The sequence below is a fragment of the Roseixanthobacter pseudopolyaromaticivorans genome (genome assembly GCF_043195145.2).
Lineage (GTDB): Bacteria > Pseudomonadota > Alphaproteobacteria > Rhizobiales > Xanthobacteraceae > NCEH01.
This window is the reverse complement of sequence record NZ_CM195539.1, coordinates 2,990,648-3,011,414: the sequence shown is the minus strand read 5'-3', so window position 1 is coordinate 3,011,414 and position 20,767 is coordinate 2,990,648. Positions and strand designations below refer to the sequence as shown.

Annotated in this window: 19 protein-coding genes, 1 tRNA gene and 1 pseudogene; 7 read left to right on the top strand and 14 right to left on the bottom strand. The window is 66.3% G+C overall.

Going from position 1 to position 20,767, the window contains the following annotated elements; all coding sequences use genetic code 11:
• Position 1: 1 nt before the first annotated feature.
• Positions 2 to 910 carry a transglutaminase family protein gene (locus tag V5F68_RS14460; RefSeq protein WP_394013221.1) on the top strand — a complete coding sequence of 303 codons (909 nt, stop codon included), beginning with the start codon at positions 2 to 4 and terminating at the stop codon, positions 908 to 910.
• Between the two features lie 28 nt (positions 911 to 938).
• Here the strand turns inward: V5F68_RS14460 and V5F68_RS14455 are convergent, their stop codons facing one another.
• From V5F68_RS14455 to V5F68_RS14435, 5 genes are all read right to left on the bottom strand, one after another.
• The gene (locus tag V5F68_RS14455; RefSeq protein WP_394013220.1) at positions 939 to 2,291 is read right to left on the bottom strand and encodes a TRAP transporter large permease; all 1,353 of its coding nucleotides are present in this window, start codon (positions 2,289 to 2,291) and stop codon (positions 939 to 941) included.
• On the bottom strand, positions 2,288 to 2,848 hold the full coding sequence (locus V5F68_RS14450; protein ID WP_394013219.1) for a TRAP transporter small permease: 561 nt from the start codon (positions 2,846 to 2,848) through the stop codon (positions 2,288 to 2,290). Before V5F68_RS14450 ends, V5F68_RS14455 begins: the two co-directional genes overlap by 4 nt.
• Positions 2,845 to 3,864: a TRAP transporter substrate-binding protein DctP gene (gene dctP, locus V5F68_RS14445; RefSeq protein ID WP_394013484.1), complete on the bottom strand. Its 1,020-nt coding sequence runs from the start codon at positions 3,862 to 3,864 to the stop codon at positions 2,845 to 2,847. Before dctP ends, V5F68_RS14450 begins: the two co-directional genes overlap by 4 nt.
• A 145-nt stretch (positions 3,865 to 4,009) precedes the next feature.
• Positions 4,010 to 5,539, bottom strand: coding sequence for a malonate--CoA ligase (locus V5F68_RS14440; protein WP_348847937.1), 1,530 nt, complete (start codon positions 5,537 to 5,539; stop codon positions 4,010 to 4,012).
• Complete coding sequence (locus V5F68_RS14435; protein WP_394013218.1) at positions 5,536 to 6,924, bottom strand: malonyl-CoA decarboxylase; 1,389 nt, start codon at positions 6,922 to 6,924, stop codon at positions 5,536 to 5,538. Before V5F68_RS14435 ends, V5F68_RS14440 begins: the two co-directional genes overlap by 4 nt.
• 335 nt (positions 6,925 to 7,259) lie before the next feature.
• Between V5F68_RS14435 and V5F68_RS14430 the strand changes: the two genes are divergently transcribed.
• Positions 7,260 to 7,934 carry a GntR family transcriptional regulator gene (locus tag V5F68_RS14430; RefSeq protein ID WP_394013217.1) on the top strand — a complete coding sequence of 225 codons (675 nt, stop codon included), beginning with the start codon at positions 7,260 to 7,262 and terminating at the stop codon, positions 7,932 to 7,934.
• 69 nt (positions 7,935 to 8,003) lie between these two features.
• Here the strand turns inward: V5F68_RS14430 and V5F68_RS14425 are convergent, their stop codons facing one another.
• Complete coding sequence (locus V5F68_RS14425; protein WP_394013216.1) at positions 8,004 to 9,344, bottom strand: Nramp family divalent metal transporter; 1,341 nt, start codon at positions 9,342 to 9,344, stop codon at positions 8,004 to 8,006.
• Positions 9,345 to 9,682: 338 nt separating this feature from the next.
• On the opposite strand from V5F68_RS14425, the gene V5F68_RS14420 reads away from it, so the two are divergent.
• The 3 genes from V5F68_RS14420 to V5F68_RS14410 all read left to right on the top strand — a co-directional run bounded on the left by V5F68_RS14420 (position 9,683) and on the right by V5F68_RS14410 (position 11,890).
• Positions 9,683 to 11,320 carry a GMC family oxidoreductase gene (locus tag V5F68_RS14420; RefSeq protein ID WP_394013215.1) on the top strand — a complete coding sequence of 546 codons (1,638 nt, stop codon included), beginning with the start codon at positions 9,683 to 9,685 and terminating at the stop codon, positions 11,318 to 11,320.
• A complete protein-coding gene (locus V5F68_RS14415) occupies positions 11,317 to 11,637 on the top strand; it encodes a hypothetical protein (protein WP_394013214.1) in 321 nt (106 codons plus the stop codon). Before V5F68_RS14420 ends, V5F68_RS14415 begins: the two co-directional genes overlap by 4 nt.
• Positions 11,638 to 11,813: 176 nt before the next feature.
• A tRNA-Arg gene (locus tag V5F68_RS14410) sits at positions 11,814 to 11,890 on the top strand.
• 295 nt (positions 11,891 to 12,185) lie between these two features.
• On the opposite strand, the gene V5F68_RS14405 is transcribed toward V5F68_RS14410, so the two are convergent.
• From V5F68_RS14405 to V5F68_RS14370, 8 genes are all read right to left on the bottom strand, one after another.
• Positions 12,186 to 12,902: a flavin reductase family protein gene (locus tag V5F68_RS14405; protein WP_394013213.1), complete on the bottom strand. Its 717-nt coding sequence runs from the start codon at positions 12,900 to 12,902 to the stop codon at positions 12,186 to 12,188.
• The gene (locus tag V5F68_RS14400; protein WP_394013212.1) at positions 12,899 to 14,605 is read right to left on the bottom strand and encodes a class I adenylate-forming enzyme family protein; all 1,707 of its coding nucleotides are present in this window, start codon (positions 14,603 to 14,605) and stop codon (positions 12,899 to 12,901) included. Before V5F68_RS14400 ends, V5F68_RS14405 begins: the two co-directional genes overlap by 4 nt.
• Positions 14,595 to 15,377 (bottom strand): alpha/beta fold hydrolase, encoded by a 783-nt coding sequence (locus V5F68_RS14395; RefSeq protein WP_394013211.1) that lies wholly within the window; start codon positions 15,375 to 15,377, stop codon positions 14,595 to 14,597. The genes V5F68_RS14400 and V5F68_RS14395 overlap by 11 nt, the downstream gene beginning before the upstream one ends.
• 3 nt (positions 15,378 to 15,380) lie before the next feature.
• Positions 15,381 to 16,412: a beta-keto acid cleavage family enzyme gene (locus V5F68_RS14390; RefSeq protein WP_394013210.1), complete on the bottom strand. Its 1,032-nt coding sequence runs from the start codon at positions 16,410 to 16,412 to the stop codon at positions 15,381 to 15,383.
• 22 nt (positions 16,413 to 16,434) lie between these two features.
• Positions 16,435 to 17,652: an ABC transporter substrate-binding protein gene (locus V5F68_RS14385; RefSeq protein WP_394013209.1), complete on the bottom strand. Its 1,218-nt coding sequence runs from the start codon at positions 17,650 to 17,652 to the stop codon at positions 16,435 to 16,437.
• 199 nt (positions 17,653 to 17,851) lie between these two features.
• Positions 17,852 to 18,280, bottom strand: coding sequence for a nuclear transport factor 2 family protein (locus V5F68_RS14380; RefSeq protein ID WP_394013208.1), 429 nt, complete (start codon positions 18,278 to 18,280; stop codon positions 17,852 to 17,854).
• 48 nt (positions 18,281 to 18,328) lie between these two features.
• Complete coding sequence (locus tag V5F68_RS14375) at positions 18,329 to 18,931, bottom strand: TetR/AcrR family transcriptional regulator (RefSeq protein ID WP_394013207.1); 603 nt, start codon at positions 18,929 to 18,931, stop codon at positions 18,329 to 18,331.
• A gap of 79 nt (positions 18,932 to 19,010) precedes the next feature.
• Positions 19,011 to 19,469 (bottom strand): tautomerase family protein, encoded by a 459-nt coding sequence (locus tag V5F68_RS14370; protein WP_394013206.1) that lies wholly within the window; start codon positions 19,467 to 19,469, stop codon positions 19,011 to 19,013.
• 254 nt (positions 19,470 to 19,723) lie between these two features.
• On the opposite strand from V5F68_RS14370, the gene V5F68_RS14365 reads away from it, so the two are divergent.
• Entirely contained in the window at positions 19,724 to 20,164 is a 441-nt protein-coding gene (locus tag V5F68_RS14365; protein ID WP_509274324.1) for an alpha/beta fold hydrolase, read from the top strand.
• A gap of 55 nt (positions 20,165 to 20,219) precedes the next feature.
• A pseudogene (locus V5F68_RS14360) lies at positions 20,220 to 20,750 on the top strand (beta-keto acid cleavage family enzyme); the annotation flags it as partial.
• Between the last annotated feature and the right edge of the window lie 17 nt (positions 20,751 to 20,767).

Sequence of the window (20,767 nt, the reverse complement as noted above, 5' to 3'; positions counted from 1 at the left end):
CATGCTCTATGACATTCGCCAGACCACCACCTATCTGTACGGCGGGCAGGTGCGCGTGGCGCGGCAGGTGCTGCGCATGACGCCGGTGGACCGGCCGCATCACCAGCACGTGCTCTCCCATTCCCTTTCGACCGATCCGAGCGCGAGCGAGATGGAGCAGGGCCTCGATTTCTTCGGCAATGCCATCGCTTGGCTCACGCTCGACACGCCCCACGACCGGCTGGAGATTTCCACCCACAGCCGGGTCGAGGTGAAGGCGACGCCGCTGCCCGATGTCCAGGCCAGCCCGATGGTGGACGAGGTGCGCGAAGCCGCGCTCGCCAGCACCGATCTCGGGCCGAATTCGCCGGTGCATGGGCTGTATGCGAGCCGCAGCGTTCCGCTCGATCCGGCCATCACCGACTGGACGGCGGAGAGTTGCGCGCCGGATCGCCCGATCCTCGCCGCCGCCTGGGAGGTGATGGAGCGCATCCATACCGAATTCGCGTATGAGCCCGGCGCGACCGACGTCACCACGCTGCCGCACGAGGCCTTCCTGGCCAAGCGCGGCGTGTGCCAGGACTTTGCCCATGTGATGATCGCCGGCCTGCGGGGGCTCGGCCTCTCGGCCCGCTATGTCTCGGGCTATCTGCGCACGGTGCCGCCGGCGGGGCAGGAGCGCCTCGCCGGGTCGGATGCCACCCACGCCTGGGCAGAGGTGTGGTGCGGGGAGGAATTGGGCTGGATCGGCCTTGATCCCACCAATGCGATCGCGGTGGGCAACGACCACATCATTCTCGCCATCGGCCGCGATTATGCCGATGTGGCGCCGGTGGACGGCGTCATCGTCGCCTCGGGTGAACATCTCCTCGCCGTGGGGGTGGATGTTGTGCCCGTGGAGCGGCCCTATGCGGTGGCGCCGGCCTCTTAGGGCCGGCGCGCGTCTCATTCGTCGCTTCCTACCGCCCCTTGCCCATGACGAGATCTGGAAGAGCGGTCGCGATCTGGGGGAAGAGGCAGAGCAGGACCACGGCGAGCATCATCAGCAGCACGAAGGGAACGGTGCCCCAGATCACGTCCTTGAGCGGAATGTCGGGGGCGATGTTCTTGATGACGAAGATGTTCAGCCCCACGGGTGGGTGAATCAGCCCCATTTCCATGACGATGGTCATCACCACGCCGAACCAGATCAGATCGAAGCCGGCAGCTTTTAGCGGCGGCAGGATGATCGGCGCGGTCATCAGGATGATCGACACCGGCGGCAGGAAGAAGCCGAGCACCACCACCAGCACCAAAATGGTCGCCAGCAGCAGCCATTTGGACAGGTGCAGCGCCACGATCGCCTGCGCCGCCGCCTGGGAGATGTGCAGATAGCTCATCACATAGGAATAGAGCAGCGACATGCCGATGATGAGCATCAGCATGGTGGCCTCCCGCAAGGTGGAGGTGAGGATCGGCTCGAGATCCTTCGGGGTCCAGACCTGGTAGATGAGGGCGATCAACACCAGGGCCAGGATCCCGCCGAGGCCTGCGGTCTCGGAGGGGGTGGCATAGCCGCCGTAGAGGGCGACCATGACGCCGGTGAGCAAGATCACGAAGGGCAGCACCCGCGGCAGCGCGGCGAAGCGGTCGCGCATGGTGAGGTTCTCTTCGTGCAGGATCGGCGATGCGGCGCCGGTCAGCTCGTAGAGATGCTTGGCGCGGGCGAACTCCTGGCGGAAGCGCACCATGGCATAGGCGGCGAACAGCATCACCAGCAGCAGGCCGGGGCCGAGGCCGGCGAGGAACAGGCGGCCCAGCGACTGCTCGGCGGCGACCGCGTAGAGGATCATGGTGATGGAGGGCGGCAGCAGGATGCCGAGCGTTCCGCCGGCGGCGATCAGGCCGGCGGCAAAGCCGCCCGAATAGCCGCGCTTGCGCATCTCGGGAATGCCGGCGGAGCCGATGGCCGAGCAGGTGGCGGGGGAGGAGCCGGCCATGGCGGCGAACAGGGCGCAGGCGAACACATTGGCGATGCCGAGGCCGCCGGGGATCTTGTGCATCCAGGCATGAAGCGCGGAATAAAGATCCTGCCCGGCGCGCGACTTGCCGATGGCGGCGCCCTTGAGGATGAACAGGGGGATGGAGAGGAGGGTGATGGAGGCCATCTCCTCATAGACGTTCTGGGTGACCGTATCGAGGGATGCGGCGGGCATGAAGCCGAGCATGAACACCACCGCCACCGCCCCCAGCGCGAAGGCGATGGGCATGCCGATGAACATGGTGAGCAGCGTCGCCCCTCCATACATCAGGCCGACGACGAGCGTGCTCATGGGCGCGTCCTCCGGGCGAGGGCGCAGGCGATCTGCAGCGCGATCTGCACCGACAGCAGGCCCATGCCGAGCATCATCACCCCATAGGGAATCCACAAAGGCGGGGCCCAGGTGGAGGAGGAGACGTGGCCGTCGATCCAGGCCTCTTCCAGCAGCACGAACGATTTCCACGTGAAGAAGGCGCAGAAGGCGAAGCTGGCGATGTCCACCACCAGCAGCCGGGCGGCGTTCACGCGCGGCGGCAGGAGGGCACTCAGGGCCTCGATGGCCACATGGCCGCGCCGGCCCTGCACATAAGCCGCGGTCATGAAGGTGGCGCCCACCAGCAGGAAGACGGAGGCCTCGTCCTGCCAATAGGTGGGCGCGTGGAACAGCAGGCGCGTGACGACGCTGTAGGACAGGATCAGGCTCGCCGCGACGAGCGCGAGGGATGCCAGAGCGACGATGGTCCGGTTGATGAGGGCGAGCGTTCCTTCAAGGGCCGAGAGGAGAGGGGGGAGCGCACGGCCGGCCGAGGCACCTGCCCCGGCCGGCCCAAGATCGAAGCCGTGGCTCATGCCCGCACGTCTTCCGCGAGTTTCAGGAGCTTGGCGTTGAGCGGCGTCTTCGCGGCATAGTCCTTCCAGGCGGTGTCGCGGGCGATGGCGCGCCATTTTTCCACGGTCGCGGCATCGAGATCGTGGATCTTGGCGCCGGCCTTCTGGAACACTTCGGCGACCTTTTCGTCGTCCGCCATGGCGCCCGCCTTGCCGAACGCTTCCATCTCCGCGCCGACGGTGTCGATCAGCTGCTGCTGCGCCTTCGGCAGGCCGTCATAGACGATCTTCGAGATCAGCAAGGGCTCCAGCATGAACCAATAGGACTTGCCGCGCCCGGTGGTGAGGTTCTTGGACAATTCCTCCAGGCGGAAGGAGATGAGGCTGGTGGAGGAGGTGATGCCGGCGTCGCAGGCGCCGGTCTGCATGGCGACATAAAGCTCGTTGGAGGGCAGGGAGAGCACCGCCGCGCCGGCGGCCTGGAGCACCATGTCCATTTCGCGCGAGCCGCCGCGCACCTTCATGCCCTTGGCATCGTCGGGGGACACCAGCGGCCGCTCGCGGCTCGCGACGCCGCCCGCCTGCCAGATCCAAGTGACGATCCGAATGCCCTTGGCTTCCAGATAGGCCTCGAACTCCTGGCCCACCGGCTGGGTCTTCCAGGCGAGGCCCTGATCGTAGGAGGAAACCAGGCCCGGCATCAGGCCGATATTGCACTCCGGCGCCTCGCCGCCCGCATAGGAGATGGGATAGAGCGACATATCCAGCGCGCCCTTCCGCAGGGCGGAGAATTGCGCATTGGTCTTCATGAGGGACGAGCCGGGATACAACTCGAACTTCAGCTCGCCATTGGAGCGCTTCTCCACCTCCTCGGCGAACTTGCGGACCAGACGGTCGCGAAAATCGCCTTCATCTCCGCCGGAGCTGGGAAACTGATGCGAGATCTTCAGCGTGGTGGCCGCGCGGGCGGGGCCCGTGAGCTTCAGGATGGCGGGCGCGGCGATGGCGCCGGCCAGCAGGTGGCGTCTCGTAATCAACATGGCGCATGTCCTCCTCGCCCGGATCCGGGCGTTCGTCTTGGCGTTTCCGAGTATCCCGCCCCGGTTTGTCCGGGGTCGCGATCATTCTTCTTGGACCGGACATGTCCCCTTGGCGTGGGACAGGCCGGGCGATGCGCGCCGTTCAGGCGACGTTGCTGCGATAGATGTCCTTGTAGGTCTCTCTCAGGACGTTCTTCTGCACCTTGCCCATGGTGTTGCGCGGAAGCTCGTCGACGAAGATGATCCGCTTGGGCAGCTTGAATTTCGCGAGCCGGCTTTCCAGCGTTGCATGGATATCGGCTTCGGTCACCTTGGCGCCCGGCGCGCGCACGACCACCGCCGTCACGCCCTCGCCGAAGTCCTTGTGGGGCACGCCGATGACCGCGCTCTCCACCACTCCCGGCAAAGCGTCGATCTCGCCTTCCACTTCCTTGGGATAGACGTTGAAGCCGCCGGTGATGACGAGGTCCTTCCCACGCCCGACGATGTGGACATAGCCGCGGGCGTCGATCTTGCCGAGGTCGCCGGTGATGAAGAAGCCGTCGTGAAATTCGCTGGCGGTCTTCTCGGGCAGCTTCCAATAGCCCTTGAACACGTTCGGCCCCTTCACCTCAATGGCGCCGATCTCCTCCGCCGCCAGCACCTTGCCGCTCTCCGGATCGGTGATGCGGATGTCGACGCCGGGCAGGGGGAAGCCCACCGTGCCGGCGCGCCGCTCGCCCTCATAGGGATTGGACGTGTTCATGCCGGTTTCGGTCATGCCGTAGCGTTCCAGGATCGCCTGCCCGGTGCGTTCCTCGAAGGCGCGATGGGTTTCCGCCAGAAGCGGCGCCGAGCCGGAGACGAACAGGCGCATGTGGGCGGTGGCCGCGCGGGTCAGGCCGCTCTGGTCCAGCAGGCGGGTATAGAAGGTCGGCACGCCCATGAGGCTGGTGGCCTTGGGCATCAGCGCGAGGGTCTGGGCGGCATCGAACTTCGGGCAGAAGATCATGCTCGCGCCGGCCAGCAGGATGATGTTGCTCGCCACGAACAGGCCGTGGGTGTGGAACAGCGGCAAGGCGTGGATCAGCACGTCGTCGGCCGTGAAGCGCCAATAGTCCCGCAGGGTCAGGGCATTGGAGAGCAGATTGTCGTGGCTCAGCATGGCGCCCTTGGCGCGGCCGGTGGTACCGGAGGTGTAGAGGATGCCGGCGAGGTCGTCCGGCCCGCGCGCCACGTCCTCGAACGTATCGGGGCACGCCTGCGCCTTTACCGTCAGTGAGCCCACGCCGTTGGCGCCCAGCGTCTCCACCTGCGGCACGCCGAGGGAGGTGGCGAGCGCGCGGACCTCGGCCTCGATCTCCGGCCGGCACACGACCACGGTGGGCTCTGCGTCGGAGAGAAAATAGGAGAGTTCCGCCAGCGTATAGGCGGTGTTGAGCGGCAGATAGACCGCGCCCGCGCGCACGGCTGCGAGATAGAGCGCCAGCGCGGGCCAGGATTTCTCCACCTGCACCGCCACCCGGTCGCCCGGCTTCACGCCGAGATCCACCAGCAGGTTCGCCATGCGGGCGGACAGGGCGAAGGCATCGGCATAGGTCTCGACCGCGCCGTCGGGGTGCAGCACGAGCGGCTTTTCCAGCGCGGGCACGGCGGCCCGCATGGCGGAGAAGAGGTGGTTGGTCTTGGTCATTGCACGGGCACCAGGGAACGCGAGGCGGCTTCGCCCCGCAGGAGTTTCTTGACGGCGGGGCTCGCCACCACCTCGCCCTTGCCGGCGAAGGCTTCGTGGTTCTTCTCGATGTCGGCCAGCACGTAGCGATAATTCACCATCAGGCCGGCGGCCTGGGCGACGCCCTTGGGCGAGAGGTCGCCCATGGGATTGATGCGCTCCAGCCGCGCGCCATTGCCGAGATGGAAGCGCGCCACGGGGTCCACCGGGCGGCCCTTGGCGGTCTTGGCGACGAGGAAATAATGCGCCGCCATGGCGCAGATCACCGGCGTCAGCTCGGCACGGGCGTCGTCGCGCTCCTGCCAGTCCGGCGTCTCCAGCAGCTTGAGCGTGGTGCGGTCGGCGGGCGTGAGAAGGGGGCTGTCCTCGTTGCGGATCTCGCCGTCCAGCCAGCCGCGGAACGTGGGCGTGGGCGAGAGCGTGACGAAGGTGGTGAGCGAGGGCATCTCGCGGGAGATTTCCTCGACCACCTGCTTGATCAGGAAATTGCCGAAGCTCACGCCCGCAAGGCCGCGCTGGCAGTTGGAGATGGAATAGAACACCGCCGTGGTCGCGGTGGCGGGATCGAGCGGAGGGCCGCGCTCGGGGTCGAGGATCGGCGCGATGGCGGCGGCCGGCTCCTTCATGAGGGCGACTTCCACGAAGATCAGCGGCTCGTCCACCATGGCCGGGTGGAAGAAGGCGTAGCAGCGCCGGTCCGGGGCATCGACACGGGCACGCAGGTCGTTCCAGTCCTTGATCTCGTGGACCGCCTCATAGCGGATGATCTTTTCCAGCACGTTGGCGGGCGTTGACCAGTCGATACGGCGCAGCACCAGGAACCCCCGATTGAACCAGGAGGAGAAGAGGTGGCCGAAATCCCGGTCCACCGGGGCGAGGTCGCGGCGGTGGACCATGGCGTCCATCAGATGCTCGCGCATGCGCACAAGGCTCGCCGTGGCGCCGGCGGCCATGTTGAAGCGGCGGAACAATTCCTGCCGGCGCGGCTCGCTGGCGCGGTGGATGGCGGCGATCGCGGCCTCGGCCGCATCGGTATTGTCGCCGGCATTTCCATAGGCGGCGATCGCCTTGTCGAGCTTCGCCTTGTCGGGGCCGAAGGTGGTCAGCAGCGCCTCGAACAACGCGATGCGCTCGCCGGTCTTCATGCGGGAATAGCGGTCGAGAATGTCGGTGGCCAGCGCGACGCCGGAGGCTTCGCCGCGGCCGGAGAGAAGGTCCTCGCAGCGGTCGATCAGGGTCGCCGCCCGGGTGGCGCCGCTGGTGCGGGCGGAGCGGTCCAGCAAGGCGCGCCCACGTTCCGCGATGGTGGTGAGGAGGTCGCCGAAGAACGAGGTGTTGGAACTCATGGCCGCCTTCCCGCAATGCAAGATCGCCGCCCATGACACAGGGCGCGGCCTCTCCTGGCAAGGGGGCTCGCGCGGCCGGGGTCTCCGCATGACGCATCGCCAGCCCCCGGCAGCGGCTGCCGGCGCCGCGCGCTCGCCGGCGCCGGTCCTTCGGGGCCGTGGCGCCGGGCGGGCAGTCGAGCATGGGCCAAGGGCTTGGGCATCGGCGACCTTCCTGAATGGCGGGGACATCAAAACCCGACCTGCATTTCCTGTCAATCATCTTGTATGCAAGATTTGACTAGCTGCATTTTAATCGCCTGCTAAACTCCACTCACCATTTCGGGAGGCCGATCGTGCGGGGCGAGGCGACACCACGTTTGCGCGAAGCGCTGGAGGACGACATCGTCGCCGGCCGATTGCGGCCGGGACAGCGGCTGGACGAGGTGAGCCTTGCCGAGCGCTTCAATGTTTCGCGCACGCCGATCCGCGAGGCGCTGATCCAGCTTGCCTCCTCCGGGCTGGTGGAGATCCGCCCCCGGCGCGGCGCCTTCGTGCTGCTGCTGGGGCCGCGCGAACTGATCGAATCCTTCGAACTGATGGCGGAGATCGAGGCCGCCTGCGCCCGTCTCGCTGTCCGGCGGATGGGGGATGACGACCGGGCGGCGCTGAAGAGTGCCCACCACGCCTGTGCCGATGCGGTGCGGGCCGGCGATACGGAAGCCTATTATCCGACGAATGCGGCCTTTCACGCCGCGATTTACGCCGCCACGGGCAATCGCGTGCTGGCGGCGGAGGCGCTGCGTCTCCAACGGCGCCTGCAACCCTACCGGCGCCTGCAATTGCGCGTGCCGCGCCGTATGGATGCCTCGTTCGCCGAGCATGAGGCGATCCTCTCCGCGCTTCTCGCTGGCGACGCAGAGGCCGCCGCCCAGGCGGTGCACGCCCATGTGCTGGTGCAGGGCGAGCGCTTCATGTCGCTGATCACCGCCCTGCAGGACGAGGCGGAGGTGGTGGCGCGGGCGGGGTGAGCGGCTCTCGCTTCCTCAGCCGCGTGGCGTGGATGCTGCGCAGGACTTTCCCCTTCACCCCGCGTTCCGTCACGCCCCGGTGAAGAAATCCACCAGCAGCTTGACGTTGAGCGAGATCACCAGCAGGCCCGCCGCGGCCGCCAGGAACGTCTGCCAGCGCGGGGCGACGAACACGCCCATCTTGCGCTTGTCGCTGGTGAACATGACCAGCGGCACGATCGCGAACGGCAATTGCAGCGACAGTACCACCTGGCTCAGGATCAGCAGGGAGGAGGCGCCGGTTTCCCCATAGGCGATGGTGACCGCCGCCGCCGGCACGATGGCGATGCAGCGGGTGATGAGGCGGCGCAGCCACGGTTCGAGCTTGATGTGCAGGAACCCTTCCATCACCGCCTGTCCGGCGATGGTGGCGGTGACGGTGGAATTCAGCCCGCAGCACAAAAGCGCCACCGCGAACAGGGTGGGGGCGAGCGCGCTGCCCAAAAGCGGGTTCAGCAGTTCGTGCGCCTTGCCAAGGTCCGCCACTTCCCCGCCCTGACCGTGGAAGGCGGCCGCCGCGAGGATGAGGATCGAGGCGTTGATGGTGAGCGCGAACATGAGCGCGAAGGTGGAATCCCAGGTCGCATAGCGGATCGCCTGGCGGATGCCGCCTTCCGTCCCGTCGTGCTTGCGGGTCTGCACGATCGCGGAGTGCAGATAGAGATTATGCGGCATCACCGTCGCGCCGAGGATGCCGAGTGCGAGATAAAGCATGTCGGGATTGGTGATGATTTCGGTGGTCGGCGCGAAGCCGCGGATCACCTCGCCCCAATTGGGATCGGCCAGCGCGATCTGCACGCCGAAACAGGCGGCGATGACACCCAGCAGCCCCACCACCAGCGCCTCCACGAAGCGGAAGCCCAGCTTTTGCAGCCACAGGATGAGGAACACGTCCAGCGCCGTGATGATGACGCCGATTTCCAGCGGAATCCCGAACAGCAGATTGAGCCCGATGGCGGTGCCGATCACTTCCGCTAGATCGGTGGCGCAGATCGCCGCTTCCGCGAGCGCCCACAGCACATAGGCGACCGGACGGGGGAAGCTGTCACGACACGCCTGGGCAAGGTCGCGTCCGCTGGCGACGCCGAGCCGCGAGCACAGCGCCTGGAGCAGGATGGCGATGAGATTGGAGAGCAGCGCTACCGTGAGCAGCGCGTAGCCGAAGCGCGAGCCGCCGGCGAGCGAGGTCGCCCAATTGCCGGGGTCCATATAGCCGGTTGCGACCAGATAGCCCGGCCCCATGAAGGCGAACAGGCGGGCGAAGCCCCGGCGCTTGGTGACGTCGACGGTGCCGTGCACGTCCGACAAAGCGGGATCGCCCCGCTCGCGGCGCCAGCCGTTCAAACCCGCCTGCCGTGAATGATCAAGCATGTACCACCGCACGCCAATATGAGGACACCGCGCCGTTCTCGCCAGCCTACCTTCGTCCAGCAGACAGGTCCGATAGCGATCGAACGCTGAGATTGCGAATGAGTTGCAATACAATGATGAGCTTTTTCGTCCCTGTCAACATTGTTGCGAATTATTCGCAATAGCGCTATCGCCGGCTTGGCGTGTGTCCCTCCTTTCGCCCGCCGCTCATGCAAGAGATGGTCCTGTTTCATCCATGCGGGCCGGCGGCCCATGCCGACCAAAGGCGCAGCACGGTGCCCTTGCAGGGCGGGCGCCGCACCGCCAAAGTCCCCCCAACAATAAAGGGAGTGACCGCCATGGTGGCGTCGGGACGCCCGGATACGGGCGCGGATGCGTATGATTACATCGTTGTGGGCGCCGGATCGGCGGGCTGCGTGGTCGCGAACCGCCTCTCGGCGGACCCCAATGTGCGGGTCGCCATCGTCGAGGCCGGCGGCAAGGACGACTGGATCTGGTTTCACATCCCGGTGGGCTATCTGTTCGCCATCGGCAATCCACGCGCGGACTGGTGCTTCAAGACCGAGCCCGAGGCGGGGCTGAACGGGCGCACGCTCTCCTATCCGCGCGGCAAGACCATCGGCGGCTGCTCGGCCATCAATGCCATGATCTACATGCGCGGGCAGGCGGCCGATTACGACCATTGGCGCCAGCTCGGCCTGCCCGGCTGGGGCTGGGACGATGTGCTGCCGCTCTATAAGAAGCACGAGGACCATTTCCTCGGCCCGAACGCCCATCATGCGACAGGCGGGGAATGGCATGTCGAGTTTCCGCGCATCACGTGGCCGCTTCTCGACAAAGTGCGCGACGCGGCGGCGCAGGACGGCATCGCCGCCATCCCCGATTTCAATACCGGGGACAATGAGGGCTCCTGCTATTTCCACGTGAACCAGAAGCGCGGCCTGCGGTGGAGCGCGGCACGCGGCTTCCTGAAACCTGTGCTCAACCGGCCGAACCTCGATCTCATCACCGCCGGGCATGTGGAGAAGGTGCGCATCGAGAACAATCGTGCCACCGGCATCGTGCTGCGCACGCCCCAAGGGCAGCGCACCCTGAGCGCCAAGCGCGAGGTGGTGCTGTGCGCCGGCGCGCTCGGCTCGCCGCAGGTGCTCATGCTCTCCGGCATCGGGCCGGGCGAACATCTCCAGGCGAACGGCATCGAAACCGTGCTCGACAAGCCCGGCGTCGGTTCAAACCTGCAGGACCATTTGCAATTGCGGCTGGTGTTCAAGGTCTCCGGCATCGGCACGCTCAACGAGCGCTATCATTCGCTGCTGGGGCGCGCGGGCATGGGGCTGGAATATGCCTTCCTGCGACGCGGACCGCTGACCATGGCGCCCTCGCAGCTCGGCATCTTCACCCGCTCGGATGCGACGCAGGACCGGGCGAACCTGGAATTCCACGTCCAGCCGCTCTCGCTCGACAAGTTCGGCGACCCGCTGCATCGCTTCCCCGCCTTCACCATGAGCGTGTGCAACCTGCGCCCCACCTCGCGCGGCACCATCCGCCTCAAGAGCGCGGATGCCGCGGCCGCGCCGGCGATCCAGCCGCATTACCTTTCCACTGAGGAAGACCGCACGGTGGCGGCGGAGTCCATCCGCGTCGCCCGCCGCATCGTCTCGCGCCCGGCGCTCGCGCCTTATCGGCCGGAAGAGATCCTGCCCGGCCCGGCGGTGGGGGATGATGACGCCTCGCTTGCGACGGCGGCGGGCAATGTGGGCACCACCATCTTCCACCCCGTGGGCACGGCCAAGATGGGCCTGCCGTCCGATCCCATGGCGGTGGTGGATGCGCGCCTGCGGGTGATCGGCATCGACGGCCTGCGGGTGGTGGATGCCTCGATCATGCCCACCATTACCTCCGGCAACACCAATTCTCCGGCCATCATGATCGGCGAGAAGGGGGCCGCCATGATCCTGGAGGATGCGCGCACATGAGAGTCACCCGTTCACTGGGCGCGGCCGCGCTCTTGGCCCTGGCCGCAGGCTCCGCGCACGCGTCCTCGCCGTCAGCCTGGGCCGAGCTGGAAGGCAAGGCGCGCACGGCCTGCCTTGCGGCGAGCGGACTCGCGAAGGCCCGTGTGGAAGGCGCGCCGGTCGTGTTCCCCGCCCATGTGCTGGTTCTGGTGAAGGGCCGCTGGCCACAGCCGCACATGAAGAACCAGGCCGCGACCTTCGCCTGCCTTTACGATTCGCGTGCTGGCACCGCCGAGGCGCAGGAATGGACCGCCGCTCCGCCCGCTTCGGCGAAATAACCGCCCGTTCCGGCTCGCGCCGGTCTCGCGCCCGTGTCCGCAGCGGGCGGGCGCGGGTGCTCGGGATCTGGGATGCCGGATCGCTCGCCGGCGCGTGATGTGCACAAGGCGTCCCGCGCCGGTGCCGGCGATTGTCAATCGGCGGGCGATGGGCTAGAGGATTCCCCCTCTGGTAAGCACCCGTAGCTCAGCTGGATAGAGCGCTGCCCTCCGAAGGCAGAGGCCAGGGGTTCGAATCCCTTCGGGTGCGCCATTTATCTCTTTATTTTTAATGTGTTGGATGGCAGCCGGTGGCGGGCCCCAGCTTGGATTTCGTCTGGGACACCACGCGGCACAATTTCGCACGATCGCACCGTGGGGCCGCCCTCACCGTGTGCGAGCGCGCGCGTAGGCGAGCCTTCTGATTGAGGACCGCGCCCATTTAATGCCTCGGCGTGGCGGCCGTCCGGGGAACGCGCGCCGGCAGGAGCAGGCTGCCGATGCCGGAGATGACGCTGCCAAGGCCGAGGGAACACGGCTAACGCGGGGAATGGCGCTGCGGCACCCGGTCAGTCCTTCAGGGCATTGCCAGAGCCGGTCCAGCCGGGCTGGGCGATCTGCGACCAGTCGGCGGCCTTGCCATCCAGCCGGGCCATGCGGCGGCCTTCGCGCGCTGCGATCAGGTCCGGTTCCACCGGGCAAGTGAAGATATTCTCGACCAGCGTGTATTCTGCCGCGAGGCGGCCAACGGGGTTGAGGCCCGCCGTGTCGATCCGGCCGCCCTCGAGGTAGATGTCGTCGCGCACGTGGAAACGCATCACCTCGCCGAACACCACGTGGTCGCCCACCTCGCCCAGGGAGATGATGCGCTCAAGCCGGCATTCCATGCTCACCGGGGCTTCTGCGACGCGGGGCGCCCGCACCAGATCGCAGGCCGCCGTGGTGAGGCCCGCGAGCGCGAACTCGTCCGCCTCGGGCGGATGCTCCATGGACGAATGATGCATCGCATCGGCGAGGGGCAGCGTCACGAGATTGGTGACGAACACGCCCGTCTCGCGAATGTTGATGAGGGTGTCCTTCAGCGTGACCCTGTCCGATTTCGGCTGGATGGTCAGCGACACCATCGGCGGTTTGCGGCAGACCGCCGTGAAGAAGGAGAAGGGGGCAAGGTTCGCCACGCCATTCACCGACAAGGTGCTGACCCAGCCGATGGCGCGCGGGACAATGGAGCCGATCAGAATCTTGTAGCAGGACGTCGCGTCCATGGTCGCGGTGTCGAGGATCATCGCCGGCTCTCCCGACCCTGGGTTTCCCGCACGCTGCGCTCCTGGATTTCGGCTGCGATGCGGCGGACCTCGGCCTTCTGGTGCTTGCCGTTCTGGTTGCGCGGCACCGGCGCCTCGTCGACGAGCCAGAAGTCCGGCACCTTGTAATCGGCAATGCGGCTCTTGAGGTACGCGCGCAGCATCTCCGCCTCCGTCGTGCGGTCGCGACGCTGCACGAGCGCGAATGTCTTTTCGCCGAGCACCGGGTCCGGAACGCCCACGACCGCGCAATCGGCCACGCCGTCATGGCTCATGAGGGCGTTCTCGACCTCGGCGCTGAAGACCTTGAAGCCGCCGCGGTTGATCATGTCCTTAAGCCGGTCATGGACGTAGACGAGGCCGTCTGCGTCGCGGGCCGCCACGTCGCCACTGCGCCAGAAGCCGTCCACGAAGGCACGGGCCGTTGCATCGGGGTCCTGCCAGTAGCCGGGGCTGACATTCGCGCCCCGGATCAGCAGTTCCCCGGGCGTGCCTGCGGGAGCTTCGCTGTCGTCTTCCCTCACGACCCTCAGGTCGTCGCACTGCAGCGGCAGGCCCACGCTCGCCGGGGCGCGAAGGGTCCATTCGGCGGGCATGATGGTGCACACCGCGCACGTCTCGGTGGCGCCGTAGGCGTTGATCAGGCGCAGCGCCGGCGCCAGGTCCGCGACCCGCGCGATGACCGCCGGCGGCATGATGGCGCCGCCATAGACACCGTAGCGCCAGCGCGACAGATCGTGCTCCGCGAAGGTCGGATCCATGAGGCAGAGCTGGTACATGGCCGGCACCAGCACCGCGAAGGTGATGCGCTCGCGCGCGATCGTCTCCAGCACCGCCTTCGCCTTGAATTCGCGCATCATCACGATGGCCCCGCCACAGGCGAGAGCCACCGACATCACCGGCCCGAAGCCAGCGATATGGGTCCCCGGCACCACCAGAAGGCTGCGCTGCGGCCGGTCTATGGCGAGGGCATAGAGATAATGCAGGCAGGTATGCACGAAGTTGAAGTGCGTGAGGCAGGCGCCCTTCGGCTTCCCCGTGGTTCCCGACGTGTAGACGATGAGCATTACGTCGTGCTGGTCGATCTCCGGCAGCGGGCGGGGCTCCGCTTCTGCGAGGGTGCCAAAGGCATCATGCGCGCCTTCGGCCGCATCGACTTGCCGGACCTTGCGGATGCTCGAGCCGACAGGAAAGCGGTCCGCCCACGCCTGCGCCGTGACGGCGAGCACGGGTGCCGCATTGTCGACGATGTGCGCCACATCCATGGGACCGAGCCGCGTGCCCAGCGGCACGGCGATGCCTCCGGCACGGACGGCCGCGAGAATGGCGACGAGATATTCAAGCCTGTTGTCCAGCATCACCGCGATACGGTCGCCGGGGGCGACACCGTCGGCGATGAGGCCATACGCGGTTTGCTCCACCAGCCGGTCCAGCTCGCCATAGGTCAGGCGCCGATCGCCGCAGACCACAGCCTCCTGTTCCGGGTTCCGCGCCACGGCGGCGCGGAACATGGCGTCATAGGTCTTCGGCCGGTTCCGAAAGGCGCGAACGCTGCGCCCCCCCGGCACCTCCATCTGCACGGCGTCATTTACTGCCGCCGGCGCCAGCCAGCGCCCGTCTGAATGGGGAGCGAGCGGCGCGCCCGGCCCGAAGGCGCCGGGGGCGGGAATGCCGTCACGATCCATGATGTTCCCCCGTCAGCTCAGGCTTGTTCAGGAGCGCGGCGGTGTAGGCGGGGGTTTCAAGGCTCGGGTAATGCGCAGCCCCCGCGATGACTGCGATGGTGGCATGGGGGAAGAGCGGCGAGATCTTCTCGCTTGCCACCCGCTCGGTGAGAACCGGATCGAACGCGCCGACGAAGATGCGCACGCGCCCGGCGAAGTCGCCGATCTCCTGCGACACGTCCTCGCTGGTCCAGGCCCTCAGATAGCCGGCGATGGCCTCGCGGGTGGCACTCTCTTGCGAAAGGCTTGTCATCCAGCTGGCAAAGGTCGGCCCCAGCCGGCCGCCCGTGACGGCGGTGGCGCACTGGCTGCGCACCTCGGCGCTGTCTGCCGCCGCTCCGAAAAAGGCGGCGCCCGGCTCGTCCAGCGGAAATCCGGCGGCGGGAACGGAGCACAGCAGCGTGAGGCTGTCGATGCGCCCAGCCGCCAGCGGCCCCCCGGCCAGCCATTGGGCGGCCTGCCCGCCCATGGAATTGCCCACGACGTCAAAGCGGTCCCAGCCGAGATGATCGGCCAGCGCCAGCATGTCCTGCCCCATCTCGCGGATGGAGAAGGCGCCTTCCCTGTCCCGCGAGCGGCCGTATCCCCGGAAGTCCGGAAAGACGAAGGTCGCGCTCATGCCGTCGAGAAACGGCATCATGGGCGCATAGGTGCGGTGATCGGCGAGCCAGCTGTGCGCCGCCATCACCTTGCGGGGGCCGTTTCCAACCACCGTGTAACCGAGGGGTGCCATGCCTCACTCCGCCGCGTTACGTGCGGGGCGCGCCTTGGCCAGCGCGAGATATTCGTGCGCTGGCATGAGATCGCGGCCGAGGTTTTCGGCGATGTCCCGCACCATGCGGAACAGGCCGGCGTTGCTCTCGATGAGGTCGTCGCGGTGCGGCCACTTCCACACCGTATCCTCCATGCCGACGCGTACATGAAGGCCCATGAGCAGGCCGAGCGTCGCCATGTGGCTGCTGGCGCGGCCACCGGCGCAGACCATGATCACCGCGCCCGGATCCACATGGCGGATGAGGCGCACCTGCCGCATCAGGCACTCGATCATGCTCTCCGGGCTGTACATGGGGCTGCATCCCGGCAGTCCGGCGAGCACCAGCCAGGTGAGGGGGCCGCAGATGAGGCCGCTGTCGATGAGCAGGCGCCGCGCATTGTCGATGTCGCCGTCGGTATAGACCGCGATCTGCGGGGTGAGGCCCGCCTCCAGCACCAGCCGTGTCTTCTCGATGATGGCATGGGGCGGCTTGACGAAAAGGTTGTCGCCCAGAATCAGCGCCGTGGTGTTGACCGGCACCGCATCGATGAGCCCCAGCTTTAGCATCTGCTCCAGCCCATCGCATTCCTCGTCATCCACGGCGACGAGGCAGGCATCGAAGGCGAGGGTGGGATGCGACGCCCTCAGGTGGCGCAGCACGTCGCCGAACAGCTGCGGGTCCAGCACGTTGTAGCCCTTGGCATCGCGCGCATGGACATGGATGACCTGCGCGCCCTCCGCAATGCAGGCCTCGGCGGAAGCGATGATCTCCTCCGGCGTCGTGGGCTGGTTGGGGTTCTGGGCCTTGGTGAAGAACGCGCCATTGATGGCGGCGGAGATGATCGCCTTCGGCGGGATCTCCCAGCGGGGCATGGGATCCGCGCCCGAGATGTGGCTCTTCGCGGTGTCCATGATGTCCGGCAGGCCGTAGGGACGCCAATAGGTGCGGATACGCTCGCGCTCCACGTTCTTGGCGACGCGATCCCAGTTCACGGTGTTGGTGTTCAAGGTCATGGCTGTCTGTCCTGTCTCGGGGTCACAGGGACGCGAGCGGGCATCCGCCCTTGTCGAGCGGGCGGAAGGCCTCAGGGCCGGGCACGGTGCGCAGGATCCTGTAAAGGTCCCATTCGCCCTTGCTCTGCGCCGGAGTCTTCACCTGTGCGAACAGCATGTCGTGCACCATGCGGCCGTCGGGCCGCAGGCGGCCGCCGCGGGCGAACATGTCGTCCACCGGCATCTCGCGCATCTTCTCCACCACCTTGGTGGTGTCGTCGGTATTCGCCGCCGCGATGGCCTTCAGATAGTGACGCACGGCGGAATAGGTGCCGGCCTGGAAGGAGGTCGGCATAGCCTGGCGCCGCTGATAGAATTTCTGCGACCAGGCGCGGGTGGCATCGTCATAGTCCCAATAGAAGCCCTCGGTGAGGTAGAGGCCCTGCGCCGCCTTGGTGCCCAGGGACTTGGCCTCGCTGAGGGTGATCAGAAGGGCGGCAAGGCGCTGCTTGCCGTCCGCTCCCACACCGAATTCGTTCGCCTGGGTCAGCGCGTTCGCGAAATCCTTCCCGGCATTGGCGAAGGCGATGATCTTCGCGCCCGACTGCTGGGCCTGCAGCAGGAAGCTCGAGAAATCCTGCGTGCCGAGAGGATGGCGCGCCGCGCCCAACACCTTGCCGCCGTTGGCTTCGATGAGGGCGGTGGCATCGGCTTGGAGCGCATGGCCGAAGGTGTAATCGGCCGTGATGAAGTACCAGGTGTCGCCGCCCTGCCGCACCAGTTCGCGCGCCGTTGAATTGGCCAGCGCATAGGTGTCGTAGACCCAGTGCATCCCCGTGGGCGAACAGGCCTTGCCGGTGAGGGCGGAGGTGGCGGCGCCGGTGGCCACCGAGATGCGGTTCTTCTCCCGTGCGATGTCCTGCACGGCGAGGGCAACGGCCGAGGAGACCATCTCGAAAATCGCACCGACACCTTCCACGTCGAACCAGCGACGGGCGATGCCGGCACCGATGTCCGCTTTGTTCTGGTGGTCGGCCTGGAGCAGCTCGACCGGGCGCCCGAGGACATTGCCCCCCAGCTCCTCGATCGCCATGCGTGCAGCCTCCACCGCACCCATGCCCGCAGGGTCCGAATAATTGCCGGACAGGTCCGTAAGCACGCCGATGCGGATCGGCTTTTTGTCCTGGGCGCGGGCAACGCCGGCTGCGCCAAGCGCCAGAACGGCTGCACCGCCGCGGATGAAGGCGGAACGCGTAATCATGGCTTCCTCCCGGGTTCTCTGTTTTTTGTTCAGGCTGTCGCCAGCCGTTGATGCGGACGACGCATCTCGGCGCGGCGGGGCCGGCCTTCGGCCAGGCGATCGGCAAGGCGCGCGTGTCCCTTCCGCGCCCTTGCCGATGCGCGGTGACTGCGCGGCATACGCGATGCCGCGTCAGGTCCTTGATGTCAGTGTGGGATGATCAGGCCGAAGCGCGCGAGGGGTGCTGCATCATCCCCTCCATCACATCGCGGCCCTTGGCTGTGTCGGCATAGATGCGGCCATAGACGATGCGACCGTTCTCGACCTTGAAGAGCATGCAATGCTCGTTTTCCATGAAGCGGCCGTTCTTCGCCTTGGCGCGGGCGACGACCGGAACCACCACGTGGCTGCCCGCATCGAGAACCGCGTGGGCGTCATAATTGAAATAATCGTAGTAATTGTCGTAGAGATCGGCCCAGAAGGCCTTGAATTCGTTGATACCCTTGTACTTTCCCCCATAGGGCAGGGAGGTTGGGAATTCAAACACCACATCCGGTGCCAGAAGCTCGACGAGCTTGCGCTTGTCGTTCGCCTCGAAGCCGGTAAACGCGGCGCGGCATGCCTCGATGATTGTGCTGTTGTCGCTCATTGGTTTCCTCCTGATTTTTGTGTCTCACCAGACCTTCTGCTTTTTGCTTCACACCAGAATGGTCTCGAAGATGATCTTGGTGGCCTCCTCCAGGGGCTTTACGCTCTGTGCGGCCTTCATGCGCAGCAAGGCTCCTTCCCAGCTGTTCAGGATGAAGTCGGCGAGGATCTCCGGATCGGTCTTCGACTTGATGTCGCCGCGGCGCTGCGCCTCGGCGATGGTCGCTGCCAACAGACCGCTCCAGATGCTGAAGTTTTCGGCCAGCCGCTGGCGCATCCGCTCGCTATGATCGGCGGTTTCCAGGCTGAGATTTCCCATCATGCACCCCTTCTTGAAGCCGAGGCGGACGAAGAAGCCGATGCGCTCATGGAAATAGCCGCGGAGCCGGTCGAGGGGCGGCAGCTCCGCCTTGTCGAAGAATTCCGCGATCTTGCTCCGGTGCCGCTCGAAATAGAGGTCGATGATCTCGGCTGCGAACGCTTCCTTGCTCTCGAACAAATTGTAGAAGGAGCCTTTCGGCACCTCGGCGGTCTTGGCGATGACATCCACGCCCGTGGCGTTGAAACCGCGTGCGTGAAACTCGGAAAGTCCCGCCGCTAGAAGCTTGGAGCGGGTCTCCGCGCCGCGCCGGTTCGGTGCGCGATTGGCCATCGTCAACATCCCTCTTGTCGGTCCAGTCGGCACGATCAATCAACAAGCCGACCGGTCTAATTTATCATGCTCCACGGGCTCATTCCACGAAATCCTGGGGAGAGACCGCAATCTGGCTGGCGCCGGAGAGATAGCCGGACGGGGGGAAGGGATAGCCCGCGATGCCCCAGTTCGCCCGCGGATATTCCCGCAGGATGCACCACACGCGCCCGGCATTGTCGGCGTCGATCGGCACGCCCTCCGTCTCCAGGACGAGCCGTGTAAGATCGCGCATGACGCCCTGCTTGGCACGGTCGTCCATGAGGCCCTCGATGGTGTGGACGCGAAACCGATAGCGCGGTCGACCGGGCGGCATGCCACCAATGAAGACGTGGCGCGGTTCGAGCTCATTCACGAAGGCCCAGGCGATGTTTCTCGCTTCGGGTGTGTCGGGGATCTTCTCCCACCACATCAGCGTCTTCACCGCCCGGTGCATCATCGCTTCCAGCTTGTCGGCCGGCAGCGCGCCCTTGGGCAGGGACAGGTCGATCATCGGCATTGCAGATCCTCCAGCCGGCGTCGTTGCACCGGGGTCCTGACTGTGTCTTCCGACTTGAGGGGGCGCCGGAATTGATATAAATTTGACCGGTCATCTTAAAGAGTCAAGAGCCTTGTTTCGCCTTGATGAAATACCGGGCCCGGAGAGCGGTTATGGAAGAGAGCAGGTTGGGCGGGCGCGTGGGGGAGGCTGCCGGCGGATCGAGATCTGAGTGTCGAAGCGTCGTCATCGCCACCAGTGACGGAGCCCGCCTGGTGGGCACGCTCTATACCCCACCGAACCACGCGGATCATGGCGCTGCGATTGTGATGTCCCACGGTTTTGCAGCGCTCGCGGCCCACTTCCTCTGGCGCTTCGCCGAGGCGTTCGCGGCGGCGGGCTTTGCGGTGCTCGTCTACGATCACCGCAACTTCGGCGGCAGCAGCGGCGAACCGCGCCATGAGATCGACCCCTGGCAGCAGATTCGCGATGCGCGGGACGTCATCACCTGGCTCAGCCTTCAGCCCGGTGTGAATAGCGACCGCATCGGGCTGTGGGGATCGAGCTACAGCGGTGGGCATGCACTGGTGCTGGGGGCTATCGACCGTCGGATCGCCTGCGTGGTCGCGCAGGTTCCGACCATCAGCGGCTATCAGCAATCCCTCCGTCGCGTGCGTCCGGATGCCATCGCGGCGGCACGGGCGCTCCAGTTATGACGGCCCCTTCGCAAGTCAATCCGAAGGACAGAACGGCCGCGCTCGAGGACAGGCAATGCAAACCAAGGTCATCATCACCTGCGCGGTGACGGGCGGCATCCACACGCCCACCATGTCGGACGCGCTGCCTATTACCCCCAGCGAGATCGCCGAGCAGGCCATCGCCGCCGCCGAGGCCGGCGCCGCCATCCTGCACCTCCACGCCCGCGACCCCAGGGACGGTCGGCCATCCCCGGATCCTTCTGTTTTCATGGAGTTTTTGCCCCGCATCAAGCAGGCCACCGACGCCGTGATCAACATCACCACCGGCGGCGGGCTGAATATGAGCGTGGAGGATCGCCTTGCGGCCCCACTGAAGGCGGCGCCCGAGATGTGCTCGCTGAACATGGGCTCCATGAACTTCGCCCTGCATCCTTTGGCGAAGCGATATTCGGGCTGGAAATACGATTGGGAAGAGCCTTACCTAACCGGAACCAAGGATTTCATCTTCCGCAATACGTTCGGGGATATCGAACGCATCTACAAGATGTTGGGCGAGGAACACGGCACCAAGTTCGAGCATGAATGCTACGACGTGGGCCACCTCTAAACCCGCAGATGTTC

Bases quoted from the DNA above. Each gene is read 5' to 3' on its own strand.
- V5F68_RS14425 (WP_394013216.1), bottom strand. From the start codon at position 9,344: ATGCTTGATCATTCACGGCAGGCGGGTTTGAACGGCTGGCGCCGCGAG.
- V5F68_RS14440 (WP_348847937.1), bottom strand. From the start codon at position 5,539: ATGACCAAGACCAACCACCTCTTCTCCGCCATGCGGGCCGCCGTGCCC.
- V5F68_RS14415 (WP_394013214.1), top strand. From the start codon at position 11,317: ATGAGAGTCACCCGTTCACTGGGCGCGGCCGCGCTCTTGGCCCTGGCC.
- V5F68_RS14395 (WP_394013211.1), bottom strand. From the start codon at position 15,377: ATGGCACCCCTCGGTTACACGGTGGTTGGAAACGGCCCCCGCAAGGTG.
- V5F68_RS14375 (WP_394013207.1), bottom strand. From the start codon at position 18,931: ATGGCCAATCGCGCACCGAACCGGCGCGGCGCGGAGACCCGCTCCAAG.
- V5F68_RS14435 (WP_394013218.1), bottom strand. From the start codon at position 6,924: ATGAGTTCCAACACCTCGTTCTTCGGCGACCTCCTCACCACCATCGCG.
- V5F68_RS14400 (WP_394013212.1), bottom strand. From the start codon at position 14,605: ATGGATCGTGACGGCATTCCCGCCCCCGGCGCCTTCGGGCCGGGCGCG.
- V5F68_RS14385 (WP_394013209.1), bottom strand. From the start codon at position 17,652: ATGATTACGCGTTCCGCCTTCATCCGCGGCGGTGCAGCCGTTCTGGCG.
- V5F68_RS14390 (WP_394013210.1), bottom strand. From the start codon at position 16,412: ATGACCTTGAACACCAACACCGTGAACTGGGATCGCGTCGCCAAGAAC.
- V5F68_RS14455 (WP_394013220.1), bottom strand. From the start codon at position 2,291: ATGAGCACGCTCGTCGTCGGCCTGATGTATGGAGGGGCGACGCTGCTC.
- V5F68_RS14405 (WP_394013213.1), bottom strand. From the start codon at position 12,902: ATGATCCTCGACACCGCGACCATGGACGCGACGTCCTGCTACAAGATT.
- V5F68_RS14420 (WP_394013215.1), top strand. From the start codon at position 9,683: ATGGTGGCGTCGGGACGCCCGGATACGGGCGCGGATGCGTATGATTAC.
- V5F68_RS14450 (WP_394013219.1), bottom strand. From the start codon at position 2,848: ATGAGCCACGGCTTCGATCTTGGGCCGGCCGGGGCAGGTGCCTCGGCC.
- V5F68_RS14460 (WP_394013221.1), top strand. From the start codon at position 2: ATGCTCTATGACATTCGCCAGACCACCACCTATCTGTACGGCGGGCAG.
- V5F68_RS14370 (WP_394013206.1), bottom strand. From the start codon at position 19,469: ATGCCGATGATCGACCTGTCCCTGCCCAAGGGCGCGCTGCCGGCCGAC.
- V5F68_RS14380 (WP_394013208.1), bottom strand. From the start codon at position 18,280: ATGAGCGACAACAGCACAATCATCGAGGCATGCCGCGCCGCGTTTACC.